This window comes from Alpinimonas psychrophila, from assembly GCF_014137865.1.
GTDB classification, from domain to species: Bacteria; Actinomycetota; Actinomycetes; order Actinomycetales; family Microbacteriaceae; genus Alpinimonas; species Alpinimonas psychrophila.
Genome location: NZ_JACGWU010000003.1, coordinates 196523 through 220453 on the forward strand (window position 1 = coordinate 196523; position 23931 = coordinate 220453).

Annotated in this window: 22 protein-coding genes; 19 read left to right on the plus strand and 3 right to left on the minus strand. The window is 59.5% G+C overall.

Features of this window, described 5'->3' with window-relative positions:
* The first annotated feature begins 80 nt into the window (after positions 1-80).
* From argS to thrB, 5 genes are all read left to right on the plus strand, one after another.
* A complete protein-coding gene (argS, locus tag FB555_RS06750; RefSeq protein WP_182484715.1) occupies positions 81-1748 on the plus strand; it encodes an arginine--tRNA ligase in 1668 nt (555 codons plus the stop codon).
* 176 nt (positions 1749-1924) lie between these two features.
* Positions 1925-3349, plus strand: a complete 1425-nt coding sequence (gene lysA / locus FB555_RS06755; RefSeq protein ID WP_246323643.1) for a diaminopimelate decarboxylase — start codon at positions 1925-1927, stop codon at positions 3347-3349.
* The gene (locus FB555_RS06760; protein ID WP_182484716.1) at positions 3346-4677 is read left to right on the plus strand and encodes a homoserine dehydrogenase; all 1332 of its coding nucleotides are present in this window, start codon (positions 3346-3348) and stop codon (positions 4675-4677) included. Before lysA ends, FB555_RS06760 begins: the two co-directional genes overlap by 4 nt.
* Positions 4677-5762 carry a threonine synthase gene (gene thrC / locus FB555_RS06765; protein ID WP_182484717.1) on the plus strand — a complete coding sequence of 362 codons (1086 nt, stop codon included), beginning with the start codon at positions 4677-4679 and terminating at the stop codon, positions 5760-5762. Before FB555_RS06760 ends, thrC begins: the two co-directional genes overlap by 1 nt.
* Entirely contained in the window at positions 5762-6718 is a 957-nt protein-coding gene (gene thrB / locus FB555_RS06770) for a homoserine kinase (RefSeq protein WP_182484718.1), read from the plus strand. The genes thrC and thrB overlap by 1 nt, the downstream gene beginning before the upstream one ends.
* A gap of 31 nt (positions 6719-6749) precedes the next feature.
* On the opposite strand, the gene FB555_RS06775 is transcribed toward thrB, so the two are convergent.
* Positions 6750-7616, minus strand: a complete 867-nt coding sequence (locus FB555_RS06775; protein ID WP_182484719.1) for a glycosyltransferase — start codon at positions 7614-7616, stop codon at positions 6750-6752.
* 273 nt (positions 7617-7889) lie between these two features.
* Between FB555_RS06775 and rho the strand changes: the two genes are divergently transcribed.
* The 5 genes from rho to FB555_RS06800 all read left to right on the plus strand — a co-directional run bounded on the left by rho (position 7890) and on the right by FB555_RS06800 (position 14554).
* Positions 7890-10010, plus strand: coding sequence for a transcription termination factor Rho (gene rho, locus FB555_RS11095; protein ID WP_182484720.1), 2121 nt, complete (start codon positions 7890-7892; stop codon positions 10008-10010).
* A 3-nt stretch (positions 10011-10013) separates the two neighbouring features.
* Positions 10014-11093, plus strand: coding sequence for a peptide chain release factor 1 (prfA, locus tag FB555_RS06785; RefSeq protein WP_182484721.1), 1080 nt, complete (start codon positions 10014-10016; stop codon positions 11091-11093).
* A 20-nt stretch (positions 11094-11113) separates the two neighbouring features.
* Positions 11114-12274 carry a dTDP-4-amino-4,6-dideoxygalactose transaminase gene (rffA, locus tag FB555_RS06790; protein WP_182484722.1) on the plus strand — a complete coding sequence of 387 codons (1161 nt, stop codon included), beginning with the start codon at positions 11114-11116 and terminating at the stop codon, positions 12272-12274.
* A 96-nt stretch (positions 12275-12370) separates the two neighbouring features.
* Positions 12371-13555, plus strand: coding sequence for a glycosyltransferase family 4 protein (locus FB555_RS06795; RefSeq protein ID WP_182484723.1), 1185 nt, complete (start codon positions 12371-12373; stop codon positions 13553-13555).
* Positions 13556-14554, plus strand: a complete 999-nt coding sequence (locus tag FB555_RS06800; RefSeq protein ID WP_220475882.1) for a glycosyltransferase family 2 protein — start codon at positions 13556-13558, stop codon at positions 14552-14554.
* Here FB555_RS06800 and epsC read toward each other — a convergent pair whose 3' ends face one another.
* Together epsC and cysK are read right to left on the minus strand one after the other, a co-directional pair.
* Positions 14555-15136, minus strand: coding sequence for a serine O-acetyltransferase EpsC (gene epsC, locus FB555_RS06805; RefSeq protein WP_425485604.1), 582 nt, complete (start codon positions 15134-15136; stop codon positions 14555-14557). It abuts the gene before it with no gap.
* Positions 15137-15202: 66 nt separating this feature from the next.
* Positions 15203-16141 carry a cysteine synthase A gene (gene cysK / locus FB555_RS06810; RefSeq protein WP_182484724.1) on the minus strand — a complete coding sequence of 313 codons (939 nt, stop codon included), beginning with the start codon at positions 16139-16141 and terminating at the stop codon, positions 15203-15205.
* 119 nt (positions 16142-16260) lie between these two features.
* Here cysK and prmC point away from each other — a divergent pair, with 119 nt between their 5' ends.
* The 9 genes from prmC to atpA all read left to right on the plus strand — a co-directional run bounded on the left by prmC (position 16261) and on the right by atpA (position 23898).
* Positions 16261-17130: a peptide chain release factor N(5)-glutamine methyltransferase gene (prmC, locus tag FB555_RS06815; protein WP_182484725.1), complete on the plus strand. Its 870-nt coding sequence runs from the start codon at positions 16261-16263 to the stop codon at positions 17128-17130.
* Between the two features lie 33 nt (positions 17131-17163).
* A complete protein-coding gene (locus FB555_RS06820) occupies positions 17164-17871 on the plus strand; it encodes an L-threonylcarbamoyladenylate synthase (RefSeq protein ID WP_182484726.1) in 708 nt (235 codons plus the stop codon).
* Between the two features lie 3 nt (positions 17872-17874).
* On the plus strand, positions 17875-19089 hold the full coding sequence (locus FB555_RS06825) for an MraY family glycosyltransferase (RefSeq protein WP_182484727.1): 1215 nt from the start codon (positions 17875-17877) through the stop codon (positions 19087-19089).
* Positions 19086-19514, plus strand: coding sequence for a Cg1360 family ATP-synthase-associated protein (locus FB555_RS06830; RefSeq protein WP_182484728.1), 429 nt, complete (start codon positions 19086-19088; stop codon positions 19512-19514). Before FB555_RS06825 ends, FB555_RS06830 begins: the two co-directional genes overlap by 4 nt.
* 170 nt (positions 19515-19684) lie before the next feature.
* Positions 19685-20539, plus strand: a complete 855-nt coding sequence (gene atpB, locus FB555_RS06835) for a F0F1 ATP synthase subunit A (RefSeq protein WP_182484729.1) — start codon at positions 19685-19687, stop codon at positions 20537-20539.
* A 45-nt stretch (positions 20540-20584) separates the two neighbouring features.
* Positions 20585-20821 carry an ATP synthase F0 subunit C gene (gene atpE / locus FB555_RS06840; protein ID WP_182484730.1) on the plus strand — a complete coding sequence of 79 codons (237 nt, stop codon included), beginning with the start codon at positions 20585-20587 and terminating at the stop codon, positions 20819-20821.
* A gap of 30 nt (positions 20822-20851) precedes the next feature.
* The gene (locus FB555_RS06845) at positions 20852-21403 is read left to right on the plus strand and encodes a F0F1 ATP synthase subunit B (protein ID WP_182484731.1); all 552 of its coding nucleotides are present in this window, start codon (positions 20852-20854) and stop codon (positions 21401-21403) included.
* The gene (locus FB555_RS06850; RefSeq protein WP_182484732.1) at positions 21403-22200 is read left to right on the plus strand and encodes a F0F1 ATP synthase subunit delta; all 798 of its coding nucleotides are present in this window, start codon (positions 21403-21405) and stop codon (positions 22198-22200) included. Before FB555_RS06845 ends, FB555_RS06850 begins: the two co-directional genes overlap by 1 nt.
* 57 nt (positions 22201-22257) lie before the next feature.
* Entirely contained in the window at positions 22258-23898 is a 1641-nt protein-coding gene (gene atpA / locus FB555_RS06855) for a F0F1 ATP synthase subunit alpha (protein ID WP_182484733.1), read from the plus strand.
* The last annotated feature ends 33 nt before the right edge of the window (positions 23899-23931 follow it).

Genomic DNA, 23931 nt, shown 5'->3' on the forward strand with positions numbered 1-23931 from the left:
AGTACGTACCAACGGTATCACTCAGCAGCTGCTGGGGAGTAAGCCAAGAGACTGCAGGCCCAAAGATAGACTTGACTCTTGTGACTCCTCAAGACTTATCGCGCCAGTTATTCGAACTCATCCTCGTCGTGGTTGCCCGGCACGCCCCCGCGCAACCTCTACAGCTTTCTGTCGATGACGTTGTGTTGGAGCGCCCCAAGAACCGTGATCACGGGGATTGGGCCACCAGCATCGCGCTCAAGATCTCGAAGCCTCTTGGGCTGAACCCACGTGAGTTCGCTGCAGAGTTGGCGACGGAACTTGGCGGTTTTGAGGGCGTGGCCGGTGTCGAGGTTGCCGGGCCCGGCTTCATTAACGTTCGCCTGGATGCCGGCGCTGCCGGTGTTCTGGCTCAGAGAATTGTGGAGGCCGGGGACTCCTACGGCAACGGTGATCTTTACCGTGGCGTTCAGATGAACCTTGAGTTTGTCTCCGCCAACCCGACCGGCCCCATTCACATGGGTGGTACGCGGTGGGCGGCTGTAGGGGATTCGCTGGCACGCATCCTGAAATCTCAAGGTGGAGATGTCACGCGGGAGTACTACTTCAACGATCACGGAGCCCAGATTGACCGGTTCTCTCGAAGTTTGATCGCGGCTCACCTCGGCGAAGTCACCCCCGAGGACGGTTATGGCGGAGCCTACATTCATGACATTGCTGTGCGTGTTGTCGCGGCCTACGGTCAGGATATGTCGGTGCTCCCGCGCGAAGAGATGCAGGAGGTCTTTCGCTCTATCGGTGTCGAGCTGATGTTCGGTGAGATCAAAGCGTCACTGCATGACTTCGGGGTCGACTTCGATGTGTACTTCCACGAGGACTCGTTGCATGAGTCCCGCGCTGTTGAACGTGCGCTTCAGCGACTGCGCGAGCTGGGTCACGTCTTCGAAAATGACGGCGCGACGTGGCTGCGGACTTCAGATTTTGGCGATGACAAGGACCGCGTCATCATCAAGAGCGATGGTGAAGCGGCCTACATTGCCGGTGACCTGGCCTACTATCTCGACAAGCGGGAGCGCGGGTTTGAACGCAACATCATCATGTTGGGGGCCGATCACCACGGGTATGTGGCGCGCATGATGGCCATGTGTGCGGCTTTTGGGGACACCCCCACGGTCAACCTTGAAATCATGATCGGCCAGATGGTCAACCTCGTTCGCGACGGAGTGCCGATGCGCATGAGCAAGCGAGCCGGCACCATTGTCACACTCGAAGACCTCGTTGAGGCTGTCGGTGTTGACGCGGGGCGTTATGCGCTCGTGCGTTCCTCCAGCGATTCTCAACTTGATATCGATTTGGATGTCTTAGGCAAGCGCACCAACGACAACCCTGTGTTCTATGTTCAGTACGCGCATGCCCGTACCTGTGCCGTCGCGCGTAATGCCGAAATCTCAGGGGTGAATCGGGTCGATGGGTTCGTCCCCGAACTTCTCATTCACGAATCAGAGTCTCAGCTGCTGGGTGTCTTGCAGGAGTTCCCGCGCATCGTTGCCCAGGCCGCCCAACTGCGCGAGCCGCACCGGGTGGCTCGCTACATCGAAGAGGTCGCCGGCTACTACCACCGCTGGTATGACAAGTGCCGAGTTATTCCGCAGGGCGAAGACGCCGTTGAAGACGTGCACCGCACGCGCCTATGGCTCAATGACGCGACCGGTCAGGTCATTCGTAATGGTCTGGCCCTTGTCGGAGTCTCCGCGCCGGAGCGCATGTAACAACAGGCGCACGGTTGGTTATCGACCTCCAATAGAATTGAAAAGTGCCACAATCCGTTTCACGGATGAGACGTGGCCCGTTTTATGGCTTCAGGGACCAATCCGGGTCCGCTCGCCCCACATCCGTTATTTATTGTGAGGTTTCTGTGGCTGCCAACCTGCTCGGAGGGAGCCCGCTGGAGTCGAACCCTCTTGCTCCTGACTGGCTCGACGCATCCGTCGACGCCAATGCGTTGTGGCCGGGCCTGTGGTCGGCGAACACTGTGCGCGCTACGGATGGGGAGCTCGTTGTGGCCGGCGTCGCGGCATCGCAATTGGTCGAGCAGTTCGGGACTCCTCTCTACGTCGTAGATGAAGCCCACGCGAGAAACCGAGCTGTCGAGGTGCGCGAGGCATTTGAGCGCGAGCTCGGTCGCGTCGGCGGTCGGGCATCCGTCTATTACGCGGGTAAAGCTTTTTTGTGCACGGAGGTTGCGCGCTGGGTCACCGAGGCTGGGCTGAACATTGACGTTGCCAGTGGAGGAGAACTTGCGGTGGCGCTCGCCGCTGGGGTCGCCCCCGCGCGCCTCGGTTTTCACGGCAACAATAAGTCTCAGACCGAGATTGATCGTGCCGTTGGGGTGGGGGTCGGCACCATCGTGATGGATTCGCTGTGGGAAATCGAGCGGGTTGCTGAATCTGCCGCGCGCCAAGGTGTCACGCAGCGCGTGCGGTTGCGGGTTAATAGCGGCGTGCATGCCCACACGCACAGCTTTTTGGCCACCGCCCATGAGGACCAAAAGTTCGGTGTCACCATTACGGATGCTCCGGCTCTCGTCGCCCGCATTCGCGAGCACTCCGCGCTCAACTTTGTGGGCATTCACTGCCACATCGGGTCGCAAATCTTCGGCACCGCTGGTTTTGCCGAGTCTGCCTCGCGCCTACTGGCACTGCACTCCGAGCTGCTTGCTGGCGGCCCTGTGCCCGAGCTCAACCTCGGCGGCGGCTTCGGCATCGCCTACACTCCTGCCGATGAGCCGACTCCCATTGGCGCCATTGCCGCCGAGATTGCCGACATGGTGGCGGCCGAGTGCGCGCGCCTTGGCATCGAGATTCCCCTCATCGCGCTGGAACCTGGTCGCGCCGTCATCGGCACCTCTACCGCCACGCTCTACACGGTGGGCACCACCAAGGACGTGACGGTTGAGTTCGATGGGACCAACGCGATCCGCCGGTATGTCAGTGTCGATGGTGGCATGAGCGATAACGCGCGCCCCGCCTTGTATGAGGCGGACTATTCGGTGCGTATCGCGAATCGGGTGTCGGATGCCCCACAGCAGTTGGTGCGTATCGCGGGCAAGCACTGCGAGTCCGGTGACATTGTCGTCTACGCCGACTACCTGCCCGGGGATGTTCAGCCCGGTGACATCGTGGCGACTCCCGCCACCGGCGCCTACTGCTTCTCCCTCTCTAGCAACTACAACTACCTTGCACGGCCACCCGTTGTGGCAGTGCGTGACGGTGTCGCACGCGTGATTGTGCGCGGCGAAACCGAACAAGATCTTTTGGCGCGCGACATGGGCGTCAATCTAAAGCAACCAAATGATGGAGCACCGCAATGATCGAGTACCGCAACGTGCGCGTAGCCCTGCTGGGTGGCGGCACCGTGGGAGCCCAAGTGGCACGCCTCCTCTTGGAGCACGCCGATGAGTTTGCCGCGCGCGTGGGGGCCAGCCTCGAGCTGACCGGCATTGCCGTGCGAAATCTTGATGCTCCTCGCAGTGCCGACCTTCCCAAGGAACTTTTCACAACGGATGCGGAATCCCTGATTCTGGGGGCCGACATTGTGATCGAGGTGATGGGCGGCATCGAGCCGGCCCGATCCTATATCTTGCAGGCCATTAACTCCGGCGCCGATGTTGTCACCGCGAACAAGGCTCTCCTCGCGACCCACGGAACAGAGCTTTTCGCGGCCGCCGAGCAGGTCGGCGCACAGGTTTACTATGAGGCCGCCGTTGCCGGGGCTATTCCGATTATTCGCCCACTGCGGGATTCCCTCGCTGGTGACCGCGTGAAACGTATTTTGGGAATCGTGAATGGCACCACCAATTTCATTCTCGACATGATGGACACGGACGGCGCTTCACTGGAACACGCCCTCGCTGTGGCAACCGAGCTCGGGTACGCCGAGGCTGATCCCACCGCTGACATTGACGGGTACGACGCTGCTCAGAAGGCGTCTCTCCTCGCAAGCTTGGCGTTTCATACCAACGTTCCCCTGGAATCCGTGCACCGTGAGGGTATTCGTGGCGTCACGAGCCAAACGGTGGAGTTGGCGCGCAAGGCTGGCTACGTCGTGAAGTTGCTCGCCATCTGCGAGCGCCTCACGGATCTGGTCACGGGCGAAGAGGGCGTCTCCACACGCGTCTATCCCGCACTCATCTCGCGTGATCATCCGCTCGCCGCCGTGCACAAGGCCAACAACGCTGTGTTCGTCGAGGCCGAGGCCGCCGGAAGCCTCATGTTTTACGGTGCCGGTGCCGGTGGCCCGGAAACAGCCTCGGCAGTGCTCGGCGACCTCGTCTCTGCGGCCCGTCGTCACGTGATTGGGGGCCCCGGGATGGGCGAATCCACGCATGCCAACATGGCAATTTTGCCCATGAGTTTCGTCACGACCCGGTACCACGTGACCCTTTCCGTTCTGGATGAGCCGGGCGTGCTGGCATCCGTTGCCGGAGTGTTCAAGGACCACGGCGTTTCGGTCGAATTGGTCGAGCAGGGACTGTATGGAAACGGCGGCGGAGTGCACGGGGAGAGTCGCCCCACGGCTACGCTAGTCATAGGTACGCATGCGGCTCTTGAGTCAGATTTAGCGGCCACCGTTTCCGCCCTTGCGCAGCTGGATGCCGTGAGTTCAGTGGTCTCGGTTCTACGAGTTGAAGGAGCCTAATGGCCAAGCAATGGCGCGGACTTCTGCATGAATATGCAGACCGTCTCAATATTTCTGAGGCAACGCCCATCATCACGTTGGGGGAGGGCGGCACGCCTCTCATCGAAGCCAAGACTCTCTCGGCGCGAACGGGTGCCCGCGTCTTTGTGAAGTACGAGGGAATGAACCCCACTGGGTCCTTCAAGGATCGTGGCATGACGATGGCCATCTCCAAGGCCGTCGAGCATGGAGCGAAGGCAGTCATTTGCGCTTCGACCGGCAACACGAGTGCCTCGGCCGCCGCCTACGCTACGCACGCGGGAATCACCGCCGCTGTTCTGGTTCCCGAGGGCAAGATTGCCATGGGCAAGCTGAGCCAGGCCGTTGCTCACAACGCGCAGCTGCTGCAGGTTCAGGGAAACTTCGATGACTGCCTCGACATTGCTCGCGAGTTGTCGGCCAACTACCCCGTGCACCTGGTCAACTCGGTGAACCCCGACCGCATTGAGGGTCAGAAGACGGCCGCCTTTGAGATCGTTGAAGTTCTCGAAGATGCCCCTGACTTCCACTTCCTGCCTGTCGGCAATGCCGGTAACTATTCGGCCTACTTTAAGGGCTACAGCGAAGAGCTGGAGCGCGGTGCCACGACCAAGCTTCCTCGCATGTTCGGGTTCCAAGCTGCGGGAAGCGCCCCTTTCGTTTTGGGTCACCCGGTCAAGAACCCCGAAACTATTGCCAGCGCGATTCGCATTGGTAATCCAGCTTCGTGGGACTTGGCGATCAACGCTCACAAGGTGAGCGATGGCTACTTTGGGGCCATCGAGGACGCCGGTATTCTTGCCGCTCAGCGCATTCTCTCCGCTGAGGTTGGGATCTTCGTTGAGCCGGCATCCGCCATCAGCGTTGCTGGTCTACTTGAGCGTGCCGATGCGGGAATGATTCCTGCCGGTTCCGTTGTAGTGCTCACTGTGACCGGTCACGGCTTGAAGGACCCTCAGTGGGCGCTTCGATTGCCCGATGGCACCGATGTTGTGCCCACCGTCGTTCCCGTGGACGTTCCCGAGATTGCCGACGTTCTTGGCCTCGTCAAGGGCGGATCGCACTAATGGCCTCGGCCGATGCATCACTTTCGGGGCGTTCGGTAACCGTTCGCGTTCCGGCAACATCGGCCAACCTTGGTCCGGGTTTCGATACTCTCGGCCTTGCTTTGGGCTATTACGACGAACTGGTCGTCAGTGTTCGCCCGGAACCCGGTGTTTTCGTTGATGTCATTGGTGAAGGTTCCGCCGACTCGTCGGCGCCCGTCTCCACCGACGAGACCAACCTCGTTGTGCAGTCGATTGCGCGCGGGTTCACACACGCTGGAATCGCAATGCCGGGGCTTTCGCTGCGAGCCCACAATACGATTCCCCACAGTCGCGGAATGGGTTCATCCAGTGCCGCCATTGTGTCGGGGCTGATGGCCGCCAAGGGTTTGCTCGATGGAATCTTTAGCTTCGATGACGAAACCATGCTTGATCTCGCGACGGAGATGGAAGGGCACCCCGATAACGTGGCTCCCGCACTCTTCGGCGGTCTCACCATTGCCTGGACCACGGAGAAGGGGCCCCGTCAGAAGAAGCTAATGGTGCACCGCGGTGTCTCACCCATTGTTTTTGTGCCCTCGTTCACCATGTCGACCAAGCTGGCACGTTCTCTGCAACCGACAAGTGTTCCCCATGAGGATGCGATCTTCAACGTCTCACGTTCCTCACTGCTGGTCGCCGCACTGACCCAGAGCCCCGAGCTGTTATTCGAAGCCACGGAAGACAAACTTCACCAGGATTACCGTGCCGAGGCGATGCCTCAGACGAACACCCTCATCAAGATGCTGCGCGAGCACGGCTTCGCTGCTGTTGTTTCGGGTGCCGGGCCCTCCGTGCTGGTGTTGTGCAGCGATCCCGCTCAGCGTCTTGTTGCCGCTGAGCTCGTGGCAAAGCACCAGGAGACTCCGTGGCAGGCTCTCATGCTGGCTGTGGACTTCAAGGGTGCGACGGTTACGACAAACGACGTCGCGGCTTAGTTCAAGCGGTCGTGCTCAAGCGGTCGTGCCGTTACTTTTGTCGGGCTAGTTTGACGCGCGCGGTGAGCGCTAACCTCAGGAGCCAGCGGAGCGGTGCCAAGAAGGCGCCCGGATATTTCTTGGCGAGGAAGCGGTAGGCGCTGTCGTGGTGCACGCGGAGCATGGCCTTGGAATGCGCTGCCGTGGAGACTCCGCCGATGTGCGTCACCTCTGCGGCCGGGACGAACAGGTTGGTGAAGCCGAGCTTGCCCAGCCGGTATCCGAGATCGACATCTTCGAAATACATGAAGTAGCCTTCGTCGAAGCCTCCGACGCTCTCGAAGGCGCTTCGCCGCACACAAAGGCAGGAGCCCGATAGCCAACCGACGGCCGCTTGCGTGCTGTGCGTCGTGACGTCGGAGTGGTACGCCTGCGTCCAGGGATTGCGCGGCCATACGTTGGCGAAGAGGGCATGGCCGATGCCGATTCGCAGAGAGGGGATGGCGCGGGCCGAAGGATACGCCGAGCCGTCGACGTTCAGAACGTGAGGGCCCGTTGCTGCAACCCCGGGATCAGCCTCGGCGGCAGCGACAAGGTGGGCCACGGCATCCGGTTGGAAGACAAGATCGGGGTTGGCCACCACAATGAAATCGATGGTGTTATCGAGGGTTGCTGCTCCGGCGTTGACGGCACCGCCGTACCCACGGTTTTCGGAAAGCTCGAGAAGCATCACACCATGCTGTTCCGTGAGGGACCGTGTGGTCTCGATATCGCTCGAGGCGTTGTCGACGACAAGAATTTGCGTGGCTTCGGCGACCGTAGTGACGGCGCTGGCCAGAAAATCGTCGAGCTGAGAACTGGAGTTATAAGAAACCGTAATAACGGCGACGTTAGCGGGTCGCTTCTCTGATTTCTTCACGTCATTCACTCTGGAGTTCATTCTATAAGCACCCATTGTCGTGGTTTTCGAACACGCCTGAGCGACGCACAGAAAACGGGCGGGGAAGGATGCTAGGGTGTTGTTGCACCCGGTTGAAGCCGCGCAATTACGCGGGAGCCCTCCCGGAGCATTCACCGGCCACTCGGCCATAGCAACTCTTCGCACTACTTCCTCATGTGCCGCCCTTGAACTTCAGGGAAAAAGGCATGGAACAGCTCTGGTGCACACACAATTACTTAGTAAGGAAACCTCGTGGACGAGATCACCGAGAACAACACTCCCGCTGCAGAAGCAGCACCCCTCAAGCGCGCCTCACGCCGCGTCTCGACGAAGGCAGCCGCTGCCTCTGCCGAAGACGCTGTGAGCGCCGTAACCCCCAGCACCTCCTCCGTGAGTGCTGTCAACCATGTCAATGCCGGCGATACTGCTGGCCTCCCCGCCGTATCTGGTGATGCCCCCGTGGAGGCTCCTCGTCGTCGAGGACGTCCGGCAAAGGCAACAGCAGAGGCTGTCACCGCTTCGGAGCCTTCCGTTTCTGTCGCATCCAGTTCAGATTCTTCTAACACGGATGTTTCCGGCTCGGAGACGTCAATTTCTGACGCGTCTGCAGAGGCCGTTGCCCCCGCTCGCGCTCGCCGCGGTCGCCCCGTTCGCGGTGCGGCTGCCGCTGTTGCTGCTGAAGACACCCAGGTTGCGCAGGTTTCCGCGGAGGCCCAAGCCGCATCCGATGCTATTTCTGCTCAGAACGATGCCTCATGGGGCGAGATGGAGAAGAGCGATTCTTCTTCCTCTGCCAACGCTACATCTTCGGGCACCGAGGGTGAGCGCGCCGAAGGTGACCGTACCTCGCGTAGCCGCAGCCGTGGCCGCAATGGTCGCACTCCCCGTGGCGAGAGCACCGAAGGCTCGGGTGAAAATGAAAACGAGGCTGGGGCTGAGAACGGTGCCGAGAACGGTCGCCTAAACGGTCGTCAGAACCAGCGCGAAAACTCACGCCAGAACAACCCGCGCGAAAACAACCGTCAGAACCCCCGCGAAAACACGCGCGACAATGCTCGTGACAATGTTCGCGACAACAACAACCGTGATGGCGGACGCCAGAACAACAACGGCCCCGAAATCGAAGGTGACGACCGCTATGGTCGTGACAGCGCTCGTGGGCGTCAGCGTGACCGTCGTCGTGGCGGCCGTATTGGCGGAGATGACATCGAGCCCGAGATTCTCGATGACGATGTCCTGATCCCCATTGCGGGCATCCTGGATGTTCTCGACAACTACGCCTTCGTGCGCACCGCCGGCTACTTGCCTGGCAACAATGACGTGTATGTCTCTCTGGGACAGGTCAAGAAGTACAACCTGCGCAAGGGTGACGCCGTTATCGGTGCCATCAAGCAGCCTCGCGAGAATGAGGGCTTCGGTCGCCAGAAGTACAACGCGCTGGTCAAGGTAGATTCCATCAACGGTCAGACTGTTGAAGAGGCCGCCACTCGCGTCGACTTCCACGACCTCACGCCTTTGTACCCTCAGGAACGTCTGCGCCTCGAGACGGATTCCATCAAGTTGACCGCTCGCATCATCGACTTGGTCGCCCCCATTGGTAAGGGACAGCGCGGCTTGATCGTGGCGCCCCCCAAGGCGGGCAAGACCATCATCATGCAGCAGATTGCGAACTCCATTGCGGAGAACAACCCCGAGGTTCACCTCATGGTCGTGCTCGTTGATGAGCGTCCCGAAGAAGTAACCGACATGCAGCGCACCGTCAAGGGCGAGGTCATTGCCTCCACCTTCGACCGTCCCGCTGAAGATCACACCATGGTTGCCGAATTGGCTATCGAGCGCGCCAAGCGTCTCGTTGAGCTCGGTCAAGATGTCGTCGTTCTCCTTGATTCGATCACACGCCTGGGTCGTGCCTACAATCTGGCAACTCCCGCATCCGGTCGTATCCTCTCAGGCGGCGTCGACGCTGCGGCGCTGTATCCCCCCAAGAAATTCTTCGGTGCTGCGCGCAATATCGAGAACGGTGGATCGCTCACCATCATCGCTTCGGCTCTCGTTGAGACCGGCTCCAAGATGGATGAAGTTATCTTTGAGGAGTTCAAGGGCACCGGCAACATGGAATTGCGCCTTTCTCGTCAACTCGCTGACAAGCGCATCTTCCCCGCGGTTGACATCAATGCCTCCGGTACGCGTCGCGAAGAGATGTTGCTCGGTGCCGATGAGGTCAAGGTCACCTGGAAGCTTCGCCGCGCCCTCGCTGGTCTCGACCAGCAGCAGGCTCTGGAATCCGTTCTGGGCAAGCTCAAAGATACCTCCAGCAATGTCGAGTTCTTGATGCAAATGCAGAAGACCGGCGCCTCGACCAAGGATAACTAATCCGTGTTTGAGTCCGTCAAGACACTGCTCGACGAGTACGAAGACCTGCAGGTTCAGCTTTCTGACCCTGCCGTTCATGCGGATGCGTCGCGGGCAAAAAAGATCAATCGTCGCTATGCGGAGCTCAGCCATATCAAGGCGGCCTATGACACGTGGACTCAGTTGAATGATGACCTCGCTGCGGCGCGCGAATTAGCCACCGAGGATGCGGCGTTCGCCGAGGAGATTCCCCCGCTGGAAGAAGCAATTCCTCCCGCGGAGGAAAAGCTGCGTCGACTGTTGATTCCTCGTGACCCCGACGATGGCCGCGATGTCATCATGGAAATCAAGGGCGGTGAGGGTGGAGCCGAAAGCCAGCTCTTCGTTGCTGATCTCTTGCGCATGTACCTGCACTACGCAGAGTCCAAGGGCTGGAAGACCGAGGTGCTTGACCGCACCGAGTCCGACCTTGGCGGTTACAAGGATGTTCAACTCGCGCTCAAGGGAAACTCCTCTGATCCGTCGCAGGGCGTGTGGGCGCACCTCAAATACGAGGGTGGGGTGCACCGCGTCCAGCGTGTTCCCGCCACCGAGTCACAGGGACGGATTCACACCTCCGCTGCCGGCGTTCTGGTCTTTCCCGAGGTTGACGAGCCCGAAGAAGTTGACATCAACCAAAACGACTTGAAGATTGACGTTTATCGCTCATCCGGGCCCGGTGGTCAGTCAGTCAACACAACCGACTCTGCTGTGCGCATTACCCACCTTCCGACCGGCATCGTTGTTTCGATGCAGAACGAAAAGAGCCAGCTGCAAAACCGTGAGGCCGGCATGCGCGTTCTTCGTGCCCGCATTTTGGCGCGTCAGCAGGAGGAGGCGATGGCCGAAGCGAGTGCTGCGCGCAAGACGCAGATTCGCACGGTTGACCGCTCGGAGCGCATCCGCACGTATAACTTTCCGGAGAACCGCATTGCGGATCACCGCACGGGATACAAGGCCTACAACCTTGACCAGGTCATGGATGGTGCCGTTGGCCCCGTCATTGAATCCTGCATCGCGGCCGACGAAGAAGCGCGCCTAGCCGCCATCGGCGACGAGGGCTAGCGGCGAAGTAGAATTGACCCATGGCTGTGGGTGGTGACGTGAACGAACCGATACTCTTTTCGCGGCCCTTTCGGTCGCCGCTTGAAAAGGCAAATCTCGCCGCCGTCATTGACTCTGATCATGTTCACGGTGACGGCTCTTTTACGGCTTCGGCTTCCGCCAAGATTGCCGCTCTCAGTGACGTCGAGCACGTCCTGCTGACGACATCCGGAACGCACGCCCTTGAAATGGCGGTTCGCCTGCTCGATGTTGGCGCCGGCGATGAAGTCATCGTTCCGAGCTTCACTTTTACTTCGGGAGCCAACTCCATTGTGGCCACCGGGGGAGTTCCGGTCTTCGTGGACATTGAGGGCAACACAGGCAACATTGATCCTTCTCTTGTTGAAGCGGCAATCACTCCTAAGACCAAGGCAATCTCCGTCATGCACTACGGCGGGGTTCCGGTCGATATGCCGGCAATTCTCGACATTGCACGGCGTCACGGTCTCACCGTCATCGAAGACAACGCGCACGGCCTGGGAGTGAAGACGCCGTTTGGCACCCTCGGGTCCGTCGGTGACATCGCCATTCAGAGTTTTCACGACACCAAGAATGTGCACTCCGGTGAGGGCGGAGCCGTTCTGATCAGCAACCCGAAGCTTCGGGAGCGCGCCGAGATCATGCGCGAAAAGGGCACCAATCGCTCCAAGTTCCTGCGCGGTCAGGTCGACAAGTATTCGTGGGTCGACTGGGGATCCAGCTATCTGCCGTCCGAACTCAACGCCGCGGTTTTGGATTCTCAACTCGATTCTTTTGACGCCATTCAGGCCAGGCGCCACGAGATCTGGAACGCCTATCAGGAGGGGCTCGGCGAGTGGGCCGCGTCGGCCGAGGTCTCCCTCATGACGCCTCCCGGGGGCATCCATGCTGCCCATGTTTTCTTCATGGTCATGCCGAGTGAGGTGGCGCGCGATGCGGCTCTCACGCACACTCGCGCTCACGGTGTTGTCTCGACCTTCCATTACGTTCCGTTGCACACCAGCGCGGCCGGCCAAAAGTTTGGGCGCACGGCTGGTTCGCTAGCCAAGACGGATGCCTTCTCCGGACGCCTCCTGCGATTGCCGCTCTGGACAGGGATGTCTGAGGCCCAGGTGACGAAGGTCATCGACACGATGAAGAGGTTCCCTTTCCCCACTCATTAGGTCGAGGAGTTTTTCAGCCCCTCAGCAAAGGTTTTTCAGTGTCTGTTTTCTCACGAACGTTCGACATGCTCAAATACGAGGGGTGCGCTCGACCGCGTGGCACGGGCAAAGTGGCTGACATCGCGTAGCAACCCGTTCACCGACGCCCCCTTATCATCCGTTTTCAAGCAGGATGTTCTCGCCGTCGACTGGACAATCAAGCGTGATTTTCGCGCCGAGCCCCTGGTGTCGAGCACAGGCAGACCCCAGATTGCGTGGGTAATTTCGCCACCCAGCCGTTCCAGCGGCGGGCACCAAAACGCATACCTGTTCATGAAATATCTTGAAGATGCCGGGTATGACCTCACCATTTTCCTTTACTCAACCGGTAAGTATCCTCGAGTAAGCATGGCCGGCATCAAGAACATGCTGGCCGGCAACGGAGGTTACGCACAGCTGGATGCTGCCTACGAAATGTATGACCCGGCAACGGGCATCCAAGGTGATTTCGACATTGTTGTCGCGACAGACTGGGCGACCGCGTATGCCTCCTCTCGTTATGAAAAGAATGTTCCGCGGGTCTACTGGGTGCAAGATTTCGAGCCGTTCTTCTTCCCGGCCGGACCCGACTACGTCGTCGCCGAGAATTCGTACCGTCTCGGTCTTCACGGAATCACGATTGGCCCATGGCTGGCGGGCAAACTCGAGAATGACTACGAGATGCCGTGTGACTTCTATGAGTACGCGGTCAACTCCGCGCGCTACACACGCACCAAGGACGCACCCCGAAACGAAATTCTCTTCTACGCGCGCCCGACCACGCCGCGACGCGGAACAGAGTTCGGGCTGCTCGTGCTGGAAGAAGTGCATCGTCGACGCCCCGATGTCGTGATCAACATTGCCGGTTGGGACATGTCGAAGGCCGGTCTCGATTTTCCTTTCGTCAATCACGGCACTCTCGATGTCGCCGAGCTCCCCGCCCTTTACAACAAATGTGCGGCGGCTCTCGTGCTCTCGCTCACCTGCATGTCATTGTTGCCACTCGAAGTCATGGCCTGCGGAGTCGTGCCGGTCGTCAACGATGGCGAAAACACTCGGGTCACGTTGCGCAATGACCCCCGCATCGAATTCGTCCCCATGTCGCCTTCTCTGATGGCCGATCGCATTATTGCCGTGGTCGAGAGGCCGGATGCCGTCGAGTACTCTCGCTCTCTCGCCACATCCTCTGAAGGGGGATCGTGGGCCGAGGCCGGCGAGCAGGTCGTCGCGGTCTTTGACCGCTTGGTGAACCGGACGGCCTGAATGACGCTGGTTCAGCCAACATTTGTTGGCACAGTGGATGTCACAGTCTTCATTCCCACTTTCAACGGGGAGAAATACCTTGAGCGCCTGCTGACCGCGGTCGAGTCCCAGGACTTCGCGGATACCTTTGAGATTCTGGTCATCGATTCTGGTTCCACGGATGCGACCCTAGCGATCATGGCCCAGCATCCAATGGTTCGCCTGGTGCAGATTCCTTCCCGCGAATTTGGTCATGGCAAGACCCGCAACCTTGCGGCGACGTTGGCGCGCGGAACGAACATTGCGTTCCTCAGCCATGATGCTGTTCCTGTCGGAGAACAGTGGCTGTCGGCCCTCGTGGAACCTCTTGACTCCGCTGGTCTGAACTGTGTGGCCGTTGTCGGCAAGCAAGAGGCACGAGCTAACTGTTTCCCCTTGCTCAAGTATGAAATCGAGGGTGTCTTCGCGCGGTGTGGTTCCGACGGCACGGTGACCGTAGTCGACGGCAGCACGGTTCCTGCAGAAACCCTGGGGGAGGGTGATCTCTTCTACTCGGATGTGAACTCGGCCACGCGCCGCGATTTTCTGCTGAAGGTGATCCCGTATCGCGACGTGAACTACTCGGAGGACATGGCCTTTGCCCGTGACCTTTTGGTTGCCGGATACCGCAAGGCCTACCAACCGGATGCGTTGGTTGAGCACTCCAACGACGTCACACTCGCCGAGTACGGCAAACGCATCTTCGATGAAAATCTCGGCATGCGCCGTTTGGGGGAGGGGCGAACCGGCCTTTCTTGGCCTCAAGCGAAGCTGCGGGCAGTGCGGGATGTTGCGCGTTCGGCCATTCGCATCCTGCGCGACGGGGATTACAAGGCGGGCGAGAAAGCTAAGTGGCTTCTCGAGAACCCGGCCTATGCGTGGAGTAAGTGGACCAACATCCACCGCGCGCTCAATGTAGATCTCAGCGATACCCAGGCAATTGCGCGCTATTCGCTCGAGCATAGTCGCGCGAAGGTCTAACTAAATAAAGACCGCGGGGTCAACCCAGGTGATGTCGCCAGCGGCCACAACGGGGTCGGCAACGAGGCCAGCCTTGGGACGGGCAACGCCCGGAATGCCCACGACGATCGAATTGGCCGGCACGTCGCGCACGACAACCGCATTCGCGCCAACAGCGCTGTTCTCGCCGATGATGAGCGGCCCCAGAATCTTGGCACCCGCACCGACGACGACACCATTGCCGAGCGTGGGATGGCGTTTGCCGACTTCGAGTGAGCGCCCGCCAAGAGTGACGCCGTGGTACAGCATGACGTCATCGCCAATTTCGGCGGTTTCGCCAATGACCACGCCCATGCCGTGGTCGATAAAGAAGCGTCGGCCGATGGTGGCTCCCGGATGAATCTCCACGCCGGTCAGGGTGCGCACAACTTGGGCGCCGACCCGGGCCGGGAACTTGGCGTGATGGGTCCACAGCCAGTGGTGCCAGCGATACGCCCAAATTGCGTGCAATCCCGAGGCAACAACGAAGGTCTCAAAGGCGCTGCGAGCAGCGGGGTCGTGAGACTGGGCATTGCGGATGTCTTCTCGAATGTTGCACACAATTGTTAAGGGTATCGAGTGTTGGCCCACGGCATCCTTCGTTACGCCGTGGGCGGAGTGGGCGACGACTTAGTCGCGGAAGTTCTCCCACAGCACGGTCGAAATGTAGCGCTCGCCGAAGTCGCACACGATGGCGACGATAGTCTTGCCGGCGTTCTCGGGGCGCTTGGCCACCTCAACGGCGGCGTGGAAGATGGCACCGGTCGAAATACCGGCGAGGATTCCCTCTTCGGCTGCGAGACGACGGGCCATCACGAGCGACTGCTCGAGGTTGACATCGAAGATCTCGGTGTAGGCCTCGCGGTCGAGAATGGCGGGAATGAAGTTGGCGCCGAGGCCCTGAATCTTGTGGGGGCCGGGGGCGCCGCCGTTCAGGATGGGCGACTCGGCTGGCTCGACACCGATGATCTGCACGCCGGGCTTGCGTTCTTTGAGAACCTGGCCGACACCGGAGATGGTTCCACCGGTTCCAATCCCCGCAATAAAGATGTCGACTTTGCCGCCGGTGTCAGCCCAAATCTCCTCGGCTGTCGTTGCCCGGTGAATGGCCACGTTTGCCTGGTTCTCGAACTGCTTGGCCAAGATAGCGCCGGGGGTGGCCGCAGCGATTTCTTCCGCCTTGTTCACCGTGCCTTTCATGCCCTCGGAACCGGGAGTCAGCACGATCTCGGCACCGTAGGCCCGAAGCAACACGCGACGCTCGACGCTCATGCTGTCGGGCATCGTGAGGATCACCTTGTAACCGCGAGCTGCCCCGATGAGGGCGAGGGCGATACCGGTGTTACCACTGGTGCCCTCAACAATCGTGCCACCGGGCTTCAGCGCACCGGACTTCTCGGCGGCATCAACGATGGCCTTGCCGAGACGGTCCTTGACGCTGTTGCTGGGGTTGTAAAACTCAAGCTTGGCCAAGATCGTCGCAGCGGCACCGTCGTTCACGCGGTTGATGCGCACGAGAGGGGTGTTGCCGGTCAGATCGGAGATGTTGTCGTAAATACGAGCAGCCACGAGGAAGCCTTTTCTCTTGAGGAAAGTTGTGTGCGAGCATCCGCCAGATAAGGAAGACCCACGTCTAGGGTATGAGATTCTCGTCTCGGTGTGGCATTCTGTTACGTTCAGAGACGACTATGACGAATTCACTTGCCCTTGACACCGTACGTTTACAGGTAATGGCGACCCTTTCCGCTGCTGGCATAACTGATTCTGACGTGGATGCCGAACTCCTCATCGGGCACGTGCTGGGCCTAGGACGGGGGGAAGTTCACGCTCGCCTCGTCTTAAACGATCTCGTCAGTGACGAGAACGCGCACCTGATTCGCGCGCTCACCAGCCGCCGGGCTGCTCGCGAACCTCTCCAGCACATCCTTGGCGTGGCGTGGTTTCGTTCCCTCACGCTTCTGGTGGGACCAGGGGTCTTCGTGCCGCGCCCCGAAACTGAGCAACTCGCGCAAATGGCCATTGATGCCTTGCGGTCTCTTGCCGAGCCGTCGCCCATCGGCGTGGATTTGGGCACGGGCAGCGGTGCAATCGCTTTGGCCATGGCCATGGAGGTGCCGCATGCGCGCGTCTTTGCGGTCGAGAAAAGCCCCGAGGCCATGCCCTGGACGACCAAAAACTTTGTCAACCTCGGCGCAGATAACGCGACGCTCATTCAGGGTGACTTGGCCGATGCTTTTCCCGAGTTGAACGGCACTGTCTCGGTGGTCGTCTCCAACCCGCCCTACATTCCCAACGACGCTATTCCGCGCGATCCTGAGGTTCAGTTACACGACCCCCATCTGGCACTCTATGGCGGCGAAGATGGCCTCGACATCGTGCGCCTCGTTTCGCAAACGGGACTGCGTTTAGCCCGTTCCGGGGGGGCTCTTCTGATGGAACACGGCGAGTTGCAGGGCGAAGATATCCGCAATATTTTGATGACGAATGGCTGGCGCGCTACGGCTACCCACCGCGATCTTCTGGGGCGTGACCGTTACACCAGCGCGACCCGCCCGTAGTCGCGTCGTTGCTCCCGTAAACTGACAATCGCTATGGATGCCATCTACGACACCTCGGTCAATGCCGAGCTCCTGACCGGTATGCGTCTCGCGCGCCAAGCCATCGTTCGTGGGCAGCTCGTTGTGATGCCCACCGACACGGTCTATGGGATTGCCGCGGATGCCTTCAATATTGAAGCTGTGGCACGCCTTCTGGCCGCCAAGGGCCGTGACCGTCAGGCACCGCCTCCCGTACTCATTCCCAACGTGGCCACCCTTGATGCCTTGGCTGCCTCAGTGCCGGATGCCGTTCGGGCGTTGGCCGCGGAGTTTTGGCCCGGCGGCCTCACCATCATTTTGGATGCCCAGCCATCCCTCGCCTGGGACCTAGGAGAGACGCGCGGCACTGTTGCGCTCCGCGTTCCAAACAACCCCATTGCACTTGAACTTCTGGCCGAGACGGGTCCCTTGGCCGTCTCGTCGGCGAATCTCACGGGAGCTGCTGCGGCCCGCACTGCGGCCAACGCGCACGAGCAACTCGGCGATTCGGTAGCCGTGTACCTCAACGGGGGCGAGGTTGGGAGCGAACCTTCCACCATCATCGATGCGACCGCATTGGCGCGCGGTACCGGTGGTATCCGCATTCTGCGGGAAGGTGTCATCTCGGCTGCGGCACTGCGCGACGTTGTCGGCGACCTACTTGAGCCGGCCACCGAGATCCTTGGGGCTTCACCTGCGAGCCCCGATGTGAGCGAGGCCTAAGCGATGCTGACGCTCATCCTGATGGCTCTGGTTGCGGCCGTTGTCACCTTCGGTTTCTCCTTCATCATTCGCCGCCTGAGTCACAAGTACCGTCTGTATCCGAAAATTCGCGAGCGTGACGTGCACACGAAGCCCACACCGCGGCTGGGCGGAATTGCGATGTTCCTGGGAGTTGTTGCGGCATTTTTCGTGGCCAGCCAACTCCCGTTCTTTGAGATAGTTTTTGCCAACCCGGGCCCCACATTTGCCATCTTGGGGGCTGCATTCCTCATCGTTATCGTCGGGGTCGCCGACGACATTTGGGACCTCGACTGGACCATCAAACTTGCTGCCCAACTTCTCGTTGCCGGCCTCGTTGCATGGCAAGGCGTGCAGATTCTGTCTCTTCCGATCGGTGGACTCACGGTGGGGTCGCCCGCGATGTCGTTCATCTTGACGATCTTGACGATCGTTCTCGTCATGAACGCCGTCAACTTCATTGACGGTCTCGACGGCTTGGTCGCCGGTGTCGCCCTCATCTCCAACGGTGTTTTTCTGATCTACAGCTACCTGCTGGCGCGCGAGACGAGCCCGTCCAACTACTTCAACCTGGCCTCCCTCATCGCCGCCATCATTGTCGGGGCATGTGCCGGGTTCCTGCCCTTCAATTGGCACCGAGCTCGCCTCTTCATGGGCGATGCCGGGTCGATGCTGATCGGACTCTTGATGGCCACAGGCGCCATTGCCGTAACGGGGCAGATTGATCCGGCCACGTTGAGTCGTTCAGAACTTCTCCCGGCCTTCCTGCCGATCATCCTTCCCTTCGCCATTTTGTTGCTGCCCTTGGCCGACTTCACTCTGGCGGTGCTTCGCCGTCTGCGCGCCGGCAAGTCGCCCTTCACCGCCGATCGTCAACATCTGCATCACCGCCTCCTCGACATGGGCCACTCTCATCTGCAAGCCGTCCTGATTCTCTACTCGTGGACGGGCGTTGTGTCCGTGGGGTTCCTGCTCTTCTTCATTCTCAAGCCCTACGGCATCGCCGTCATTTTCCTCGTGGTCGGTACGATTTTGTGCACGTTCTTGACCTTGGCGCCGCTGACCCGCCGTCAGCGAAGGGAACACAGGGTTCAAGAAACACCCGGTGACGATGTTTTTGCCGAGTTCGATCCCCTTGATGCGGCCAGTAACACGTTTACCGATGACATCCCCCTTCCCAGCGAAAAGGACATTCCGTGAGTAATTCACAGCCCCAGCCGAGCTCCGTACCGATTTTGAAGCGCACGTTGGTCTTCGGTTTTCTCTATGCTGCTGCCATCGCCGTTATCGGCGGCGGCGTTGCATGGTTGAGTGTCGGTGCTATAGGAGCCCTCAGCGTCGTCATTGGTGCCGTGATGGCAGCGGTTTTCCTAGGCATCACCGCGTTGAGCATTTTGATTGCCATTAAATATGACATTGTGGCTTTTTTTGCCATCGTTTTGGGTGCCTGGTTGCTCAAGTTTGTGGTGTTTCTCATCCTCGCGGTTGCTCTGCGTGATCAGCCGTGGATCAACACGACGTCACTCTTTTTGGCCCTGATTGCTGGGGTTATTGGCTCGTTGGTAGTGGATGTCGTGGTTGTCATGAAGACCCGGATGCCCTACATCAGCGACCCCAACGGATAGCAGATTCCACTAGTCGGGAATCGCTGGGGGGATTAGTTGAGACCTCAATGACCCTGTAAAGTAAAGGTAATTCCACGGTAACAACGAGTTTCAACTGCACGCGCTTCGACAATGTAGCCAAGCCGGTCTGAATCTCACGTGGATCCATTTGTTCGTCGTCGCAAGAGCTGATGCTCGAAGCCCCGAATCAGGAGATAGCGCTGCTAGTAAACGCTGTAACCTCGCTAGTCGTCACGTCCACTGAGGGCGGCGGCTTCACCGGGCCATCCATTAACGAGTTCTTCCCCCCTGTGATCTTCTTCGCGGGGACACTCTTCGAGATGAACCGAATCGTTCTGATTCGTTTCCTCCTCGCCGCCGTCATCATTGTTTTGTTCTGGCTGGGAACGCGCAACTTGCGCCTCATCCCGACCAAGGCTCAGAGCTTGGTTGAGATGAGCTTGGATGTCGTTCGCGTCAACATCGCCGAAGACCTCCTGGGTAAGAAAGATGGCAAGCGCTTTCTGCCGCTCTTGACCGCCATCTTCTTCACCGTTTTGGCGTTCAACCTGCCCGGTATCATCCCCGGATTGAACATCGCGGCGAGCTCAACCTTCGGCTTCCCCCTCGTGCTAGCAGTGATTGCCTACGTCGCTTTCATCTATGCAGGCCTCAAGAAGCACCCCGGTACGTTCCTGAGGTCTTCGTTATTTCCCCCCGGAGTTCCCTGGCCGATTTACTTCATCGTCACGCCTATTGAATTCCTTTCCATCTTCATCCTGCGCCCGATTACTCTGGCCCTTCGTCTTCTGATGAACATGGTTGCCGGCCACCTGCTCCTGGTGCTCTGCTTCTCGGCAACGGACTTCTTCTTCTTCAGCGCTTCGTTGGAGGGATCAGAATGGGCACGTTTCTTCGGAATCGGAACCTTCGCTTTTGGATTCGTTTTCACCGCATTTGAAATTGTGGTCTCTGTACTTCAGGCCTACATTTTCACACTGCTCACCACTGTCTACATCCAGCTCGCGCTGGCTGAGGAACACTAACGAGACTGGCAACCGCCATTCTCGCCAACACGGAAGGAAACACTCGTGGACGCAACATCGGTTCTCGCCGAAATTAACGGCAACATCGCCACCGTCGGCTACGGCCTTGCTGCGATTGGTCCCGCCATTGGCGTGGGTATCGTCGTAGGAAAGACGATCGAATCCGTCGCGCGCCAGCCTGAACTTGCTGGCCGTCTTCAGGTTCTCATGTACTTGGGTATCGCGTTCACCGAGGCTCTTGCCTTCATCGGTATCGCAACGTACTTCATCTTCACTAAATAGTCCCCTTTTCGCGTTCGACTCGGAGGCATCATGCTTCACGCAATATTTGCGGCCAGCACGGCGGCTGAATCAGTGAACCCACTGGTTCCCGCGCCGTACGACATGATCTGGTCGACGGTGGTGTTCGCCATCATCCTCGTCTTCTTCTGGAAGAAGATTTTGCCGAACGTTTCAGCCCTGCTCGAAGCACGCTCGGCTGCCATCGAAGGCAACATTGAGAAGGCTGACGTTGCTCAGCGTGAAGCTGAGGCCGCATTGGCTCAGTACACCGCTCAGCTTGCTGAAGCTCGTGCGGAAGCTGGCAAAATTCGCGAGGTTGCTCGCGTTGACGGTCAAAAGATTGTGACCGACGCTAAAGACGTCGCCACGACTGAGGCTTTGCGCATCACCCAGACGGCTCACGCCCAGATCGAGGCCGAGCGTCAGTCCGCTCTCGTTTCTTTGCGTGGCGAGGTGGGTTCGCTTGCTCTCGACTTGGCTACCGGCGTCATCGGTCAGGCACTCACCGACGACGCAAAGTCGAAGGCGCTTGTTGACCGTTTCCTTGCCGACCTCGAGTCGTCGGAGAAGGCGGCTAAGTAATGGGAAGCGCAACGAGGCAAGCATCGACCGGCACAAAGGCCGCTTTGGCATCTTTGGGTAACACGGTCGACCTCGCCACGGCAGAGCAATTGTTTGCTGCCGGGCGAGTTATTGCCGAGTCCTCTCAGTTGCGCGCCATGCTTGCCGATCCCGCAATTAACGTTTCGGCAAAGCAAGGCCTCCTCGGCAAAGTCTTTGGCACCAAGCTGGGCAAGGGTGCAACCGAACTCCTTCTGGCCGTCGTCGCCAGTGAATGGTCATCTCAAGATGACCTCCTCATGGGGATTGAGGATCTTGCGTTACGGGTGACGGCGCTTTCGGCTCCCGCAGCACTCTCTATTGACGCGGAGCTCTTTGCCTTTTCCCGCGTTGTCGCCAGCGACAACGAATTGGAACTGGCGTTGGGAACCAAGCTCGGAGATTCTTCCGCTAAGGGGACGCTCATTGCGTCTCTTCTCGGAGGTAAGGCATCACAGCAGACCATCGCCATTGTGAGTGCCCTCGTTCGCCAACCCCTGGGCCGTCGCGTTGGCGCTCTCTTAGCTCATGCTGCATCCGTTGTGGCTGACCAGAGCGGTCAAACAATTGCCACGGTTACCAGCGCTGCCCCGATTGCGGCTTCGCAGTTAGACAGCCTCACAAAAAGCTTGACCAAGATGTACGGTCGCGAACTGCGACTCAACATTGAGATTGACCCCAGCATCATTGGTGGCCTGCGTGTGCAGGTCGGCGATGACGTGATTGACGGTTCCATTTCTTCTCGCATCAACGATTTGCGACTTCAGTTCGCTGGCTAACGCCGGCATCCCACACACCATCGGAGCCACTCGGCTCCACTCAGATAGGAACGCATAATGGCAGAACTTACGATCAGCCCGGACGAGATCCGCGATGCTCTCAAGGACTTCGTTTCCTCGTACAAGCCCGACGCGGCTTCGAAGACCGAGGTTGGCTACGTTATTGATGCCGCTGACGGTATCGCTCACGTGCGCGGCCTGCCGGGCGTCATGGCGAACGAGCTCATCCGCTTCGCTGATGGCACGTTTGGCTTGGCCTTGAACCTTGACGAGAACGAGATCGGTGTCGTCGTGCTTGGCGAGTTCGCCGGCATTGTCGAAGGACTGGAAGTAACGCGAACGGGTGAGGTTCTCTCCGTTCCCGTCGGCGAGGGATACCTTGGCCGCGTTGTCGACCCCCTCGGTGCTCCCATCGACGGTTTGGGCGATATCGCCACTGAAGGCCGTCGCGCACTCGAGCTTCAGGCTCCCGGCGTAATGGACCGCAAGTCCGTTCACGAGCCCATGCAGACCGGCATCAAGGCCATCGACGCCATGATCCCCATCGGTCGCGGCCAGCGTCAGCTCATCATTGGTGACCGCCAGACGGGGAAAACCGCCATCGCGATCGACACCATAATTAACCAGAAGGCCAACTGGGAGTCGGGCGACACCAACAAGCAAGTTCGCTGCATCTACGTTGCCATCGGCCAAAAGGGTTCAACGATTGCTGCCGTCAAGGGCGCCCTCGAAGATGCCGGAGCAATGGAGTACACGACAATCGTTGCGGCTCCCGCCTCGGACCCGGCCGGCTTCAAGTACCTTGCTCCCTACACCGGTAGCGCCATTGGCCAGCACTGGATGTACGCCGGCAAGCACGTTCTCATCATCTTCGATGACCTCTCCAAGCAGGCCGAGGCGTACCGTTCGGTCTCATTGCTTCTTCGTCGCCCACCAGGACGCGAGGCGTACCCCGGGGACGTCTTCTACCTACACTCCCGTCTTCTGGAGCGTTGTGCAAAGCTCTCCGATGCGCTCGGTGCCGGCTCGATGACGGGTCTTCCCATCATCGAGACCAAGGCAAACGACGTTTCGGCGTACATCCCCACCAACGTGATCTCGATCACCGACGGCCAGATCTTCCTGCAGTCCGACCTCTTCAACGCTAACCAGCGCCCCGCGGTCGACGTCGGTATCTCCGTCTCTCGTGTGGGTGGTGACGCTCAGGTCAAGAGCATCAAGAAGGTCTCCGGAACCTTGAAGCTCGAACTGGCGCAGTACCGCTCGCTCGAAGCTTTCGCAATGTTTGCCTCGGACCTTGACGCGACCAGCCGTCGTCAGCTGGCACGTGGTGCACGTCTTACCGAGCTTCTCAAGCAGCCTCAGTACACGCCGTTCCCGGTTGAGGACCAGGTTGTCTCCATCTGGGCCGGTACCACGGGCAGGCTCGACGAGGTTCCTGTTGCCGACATCCTGCGTTTCGAGGGTGAGTTCCTGGACTACCTGCGTCGCAACACCAAGGTTCTCACCACGTTGCGCGACACCAACGTTCTTGATGACGCTACGGTTTCGGCGCTGGAAGCAGGAATTGTGAGCTTCAAGCTCGAGTTCCAGACCGGTGAAGGAACCCAGCTTGCTTCGGTTGCGGGAGAGCACGTTGTTCCCCTCGCCGTCGAAGACGTCAACCAGGAAAAGATCGTCGTAAAGAAGCGTAAGTAGCCTCACGGCCGCTTGCCTGACGATTATTCACAC

Excerpts from the sequence above, each read along its gene's own strand:
- FB555_RS06845 (WP_182484731.1), top strand. The coding sequence starts at position 20,852 with ATGCTTCACGCAATATTTGCGGCCAGCACGGCGGCTGAATCAGTGAAC.
- thrB (WP_182484718.1), top strand. The coding sequence starts at position 5,762 with ATGGCCTCGGCCGATGCATCACTTTCGGGGCGTTCGGTAACCGTTCGC.
- atpB (WP_182484729.1), top strand. The coding sequence starts at position 19,685 with ATGCTCGAAGCCCCGAATCAGGAGATAGCGCTGCTAGTAAACGCTGTA.
- atpA (WP_182484733.1), top strand. The coding sequence starts at position 22,258 with ATGGCAGAACTTACGATCAGCCCGGACGAGATCCGCGATGCTCTCAAG.
- FB555_RS06825 (WP_182484727.1), top strand. The coding sequence starts at position 17,875 with ATGCTGACGCTCATCCTGATGGCTCTGGTTGCGGCCGTTGTCACCTTC.
- FB555_RS06850 (WP_182484732.1), top strand. The coding sequence starts at position 21,403 with ATGGGAAGCGCAACGAGGCAAGCATCGACCGGCACAAAGGCCGCTTTG.
- FB555_RS06820 (WP_182484726.1), top strand. The coding sequence starts at position 17,164 with ATGGATGCCATCTACGACACCTCGGTCAATGCCGAGCTCCTGACCGGT.
- FB555_RS06800 (WP_220475882.1), top strand. The coding sequence starts at position 13,556 with ATGACGCTGGTTCAGCCAACATTTGTTGGCACAGTGGATGTCACAGTC.
- prmC (WP_182484725.1), top strand. The coding sequence starts at position 16,261 with ATGACGAATTCACTTGCCCTTGACACCGTACGTTTACAGGTAATGGCG.
- thrC (WP_182484717.1), top strand. The coding sequence starts at position 4,677 with ATGGCCAAGCAATGGCGCGGACTTCTGCATGAATATGCAGACCGTCTC.
- rffA (WP_182484722.1), top strand. The coding sequence starts at position 11,114 with ATGGCTGTGGGTGGTGACGTGAACGAACCGATACTCTTTTCGCGGCCC.
- FB555_RS06760 (WP_182484716.1), top strand. The coding sequence starts at position 3,346 with ATGATCGAGTACCGCAACGTGCGCGTAGCCCTGCTGGGTGGCGGCACC.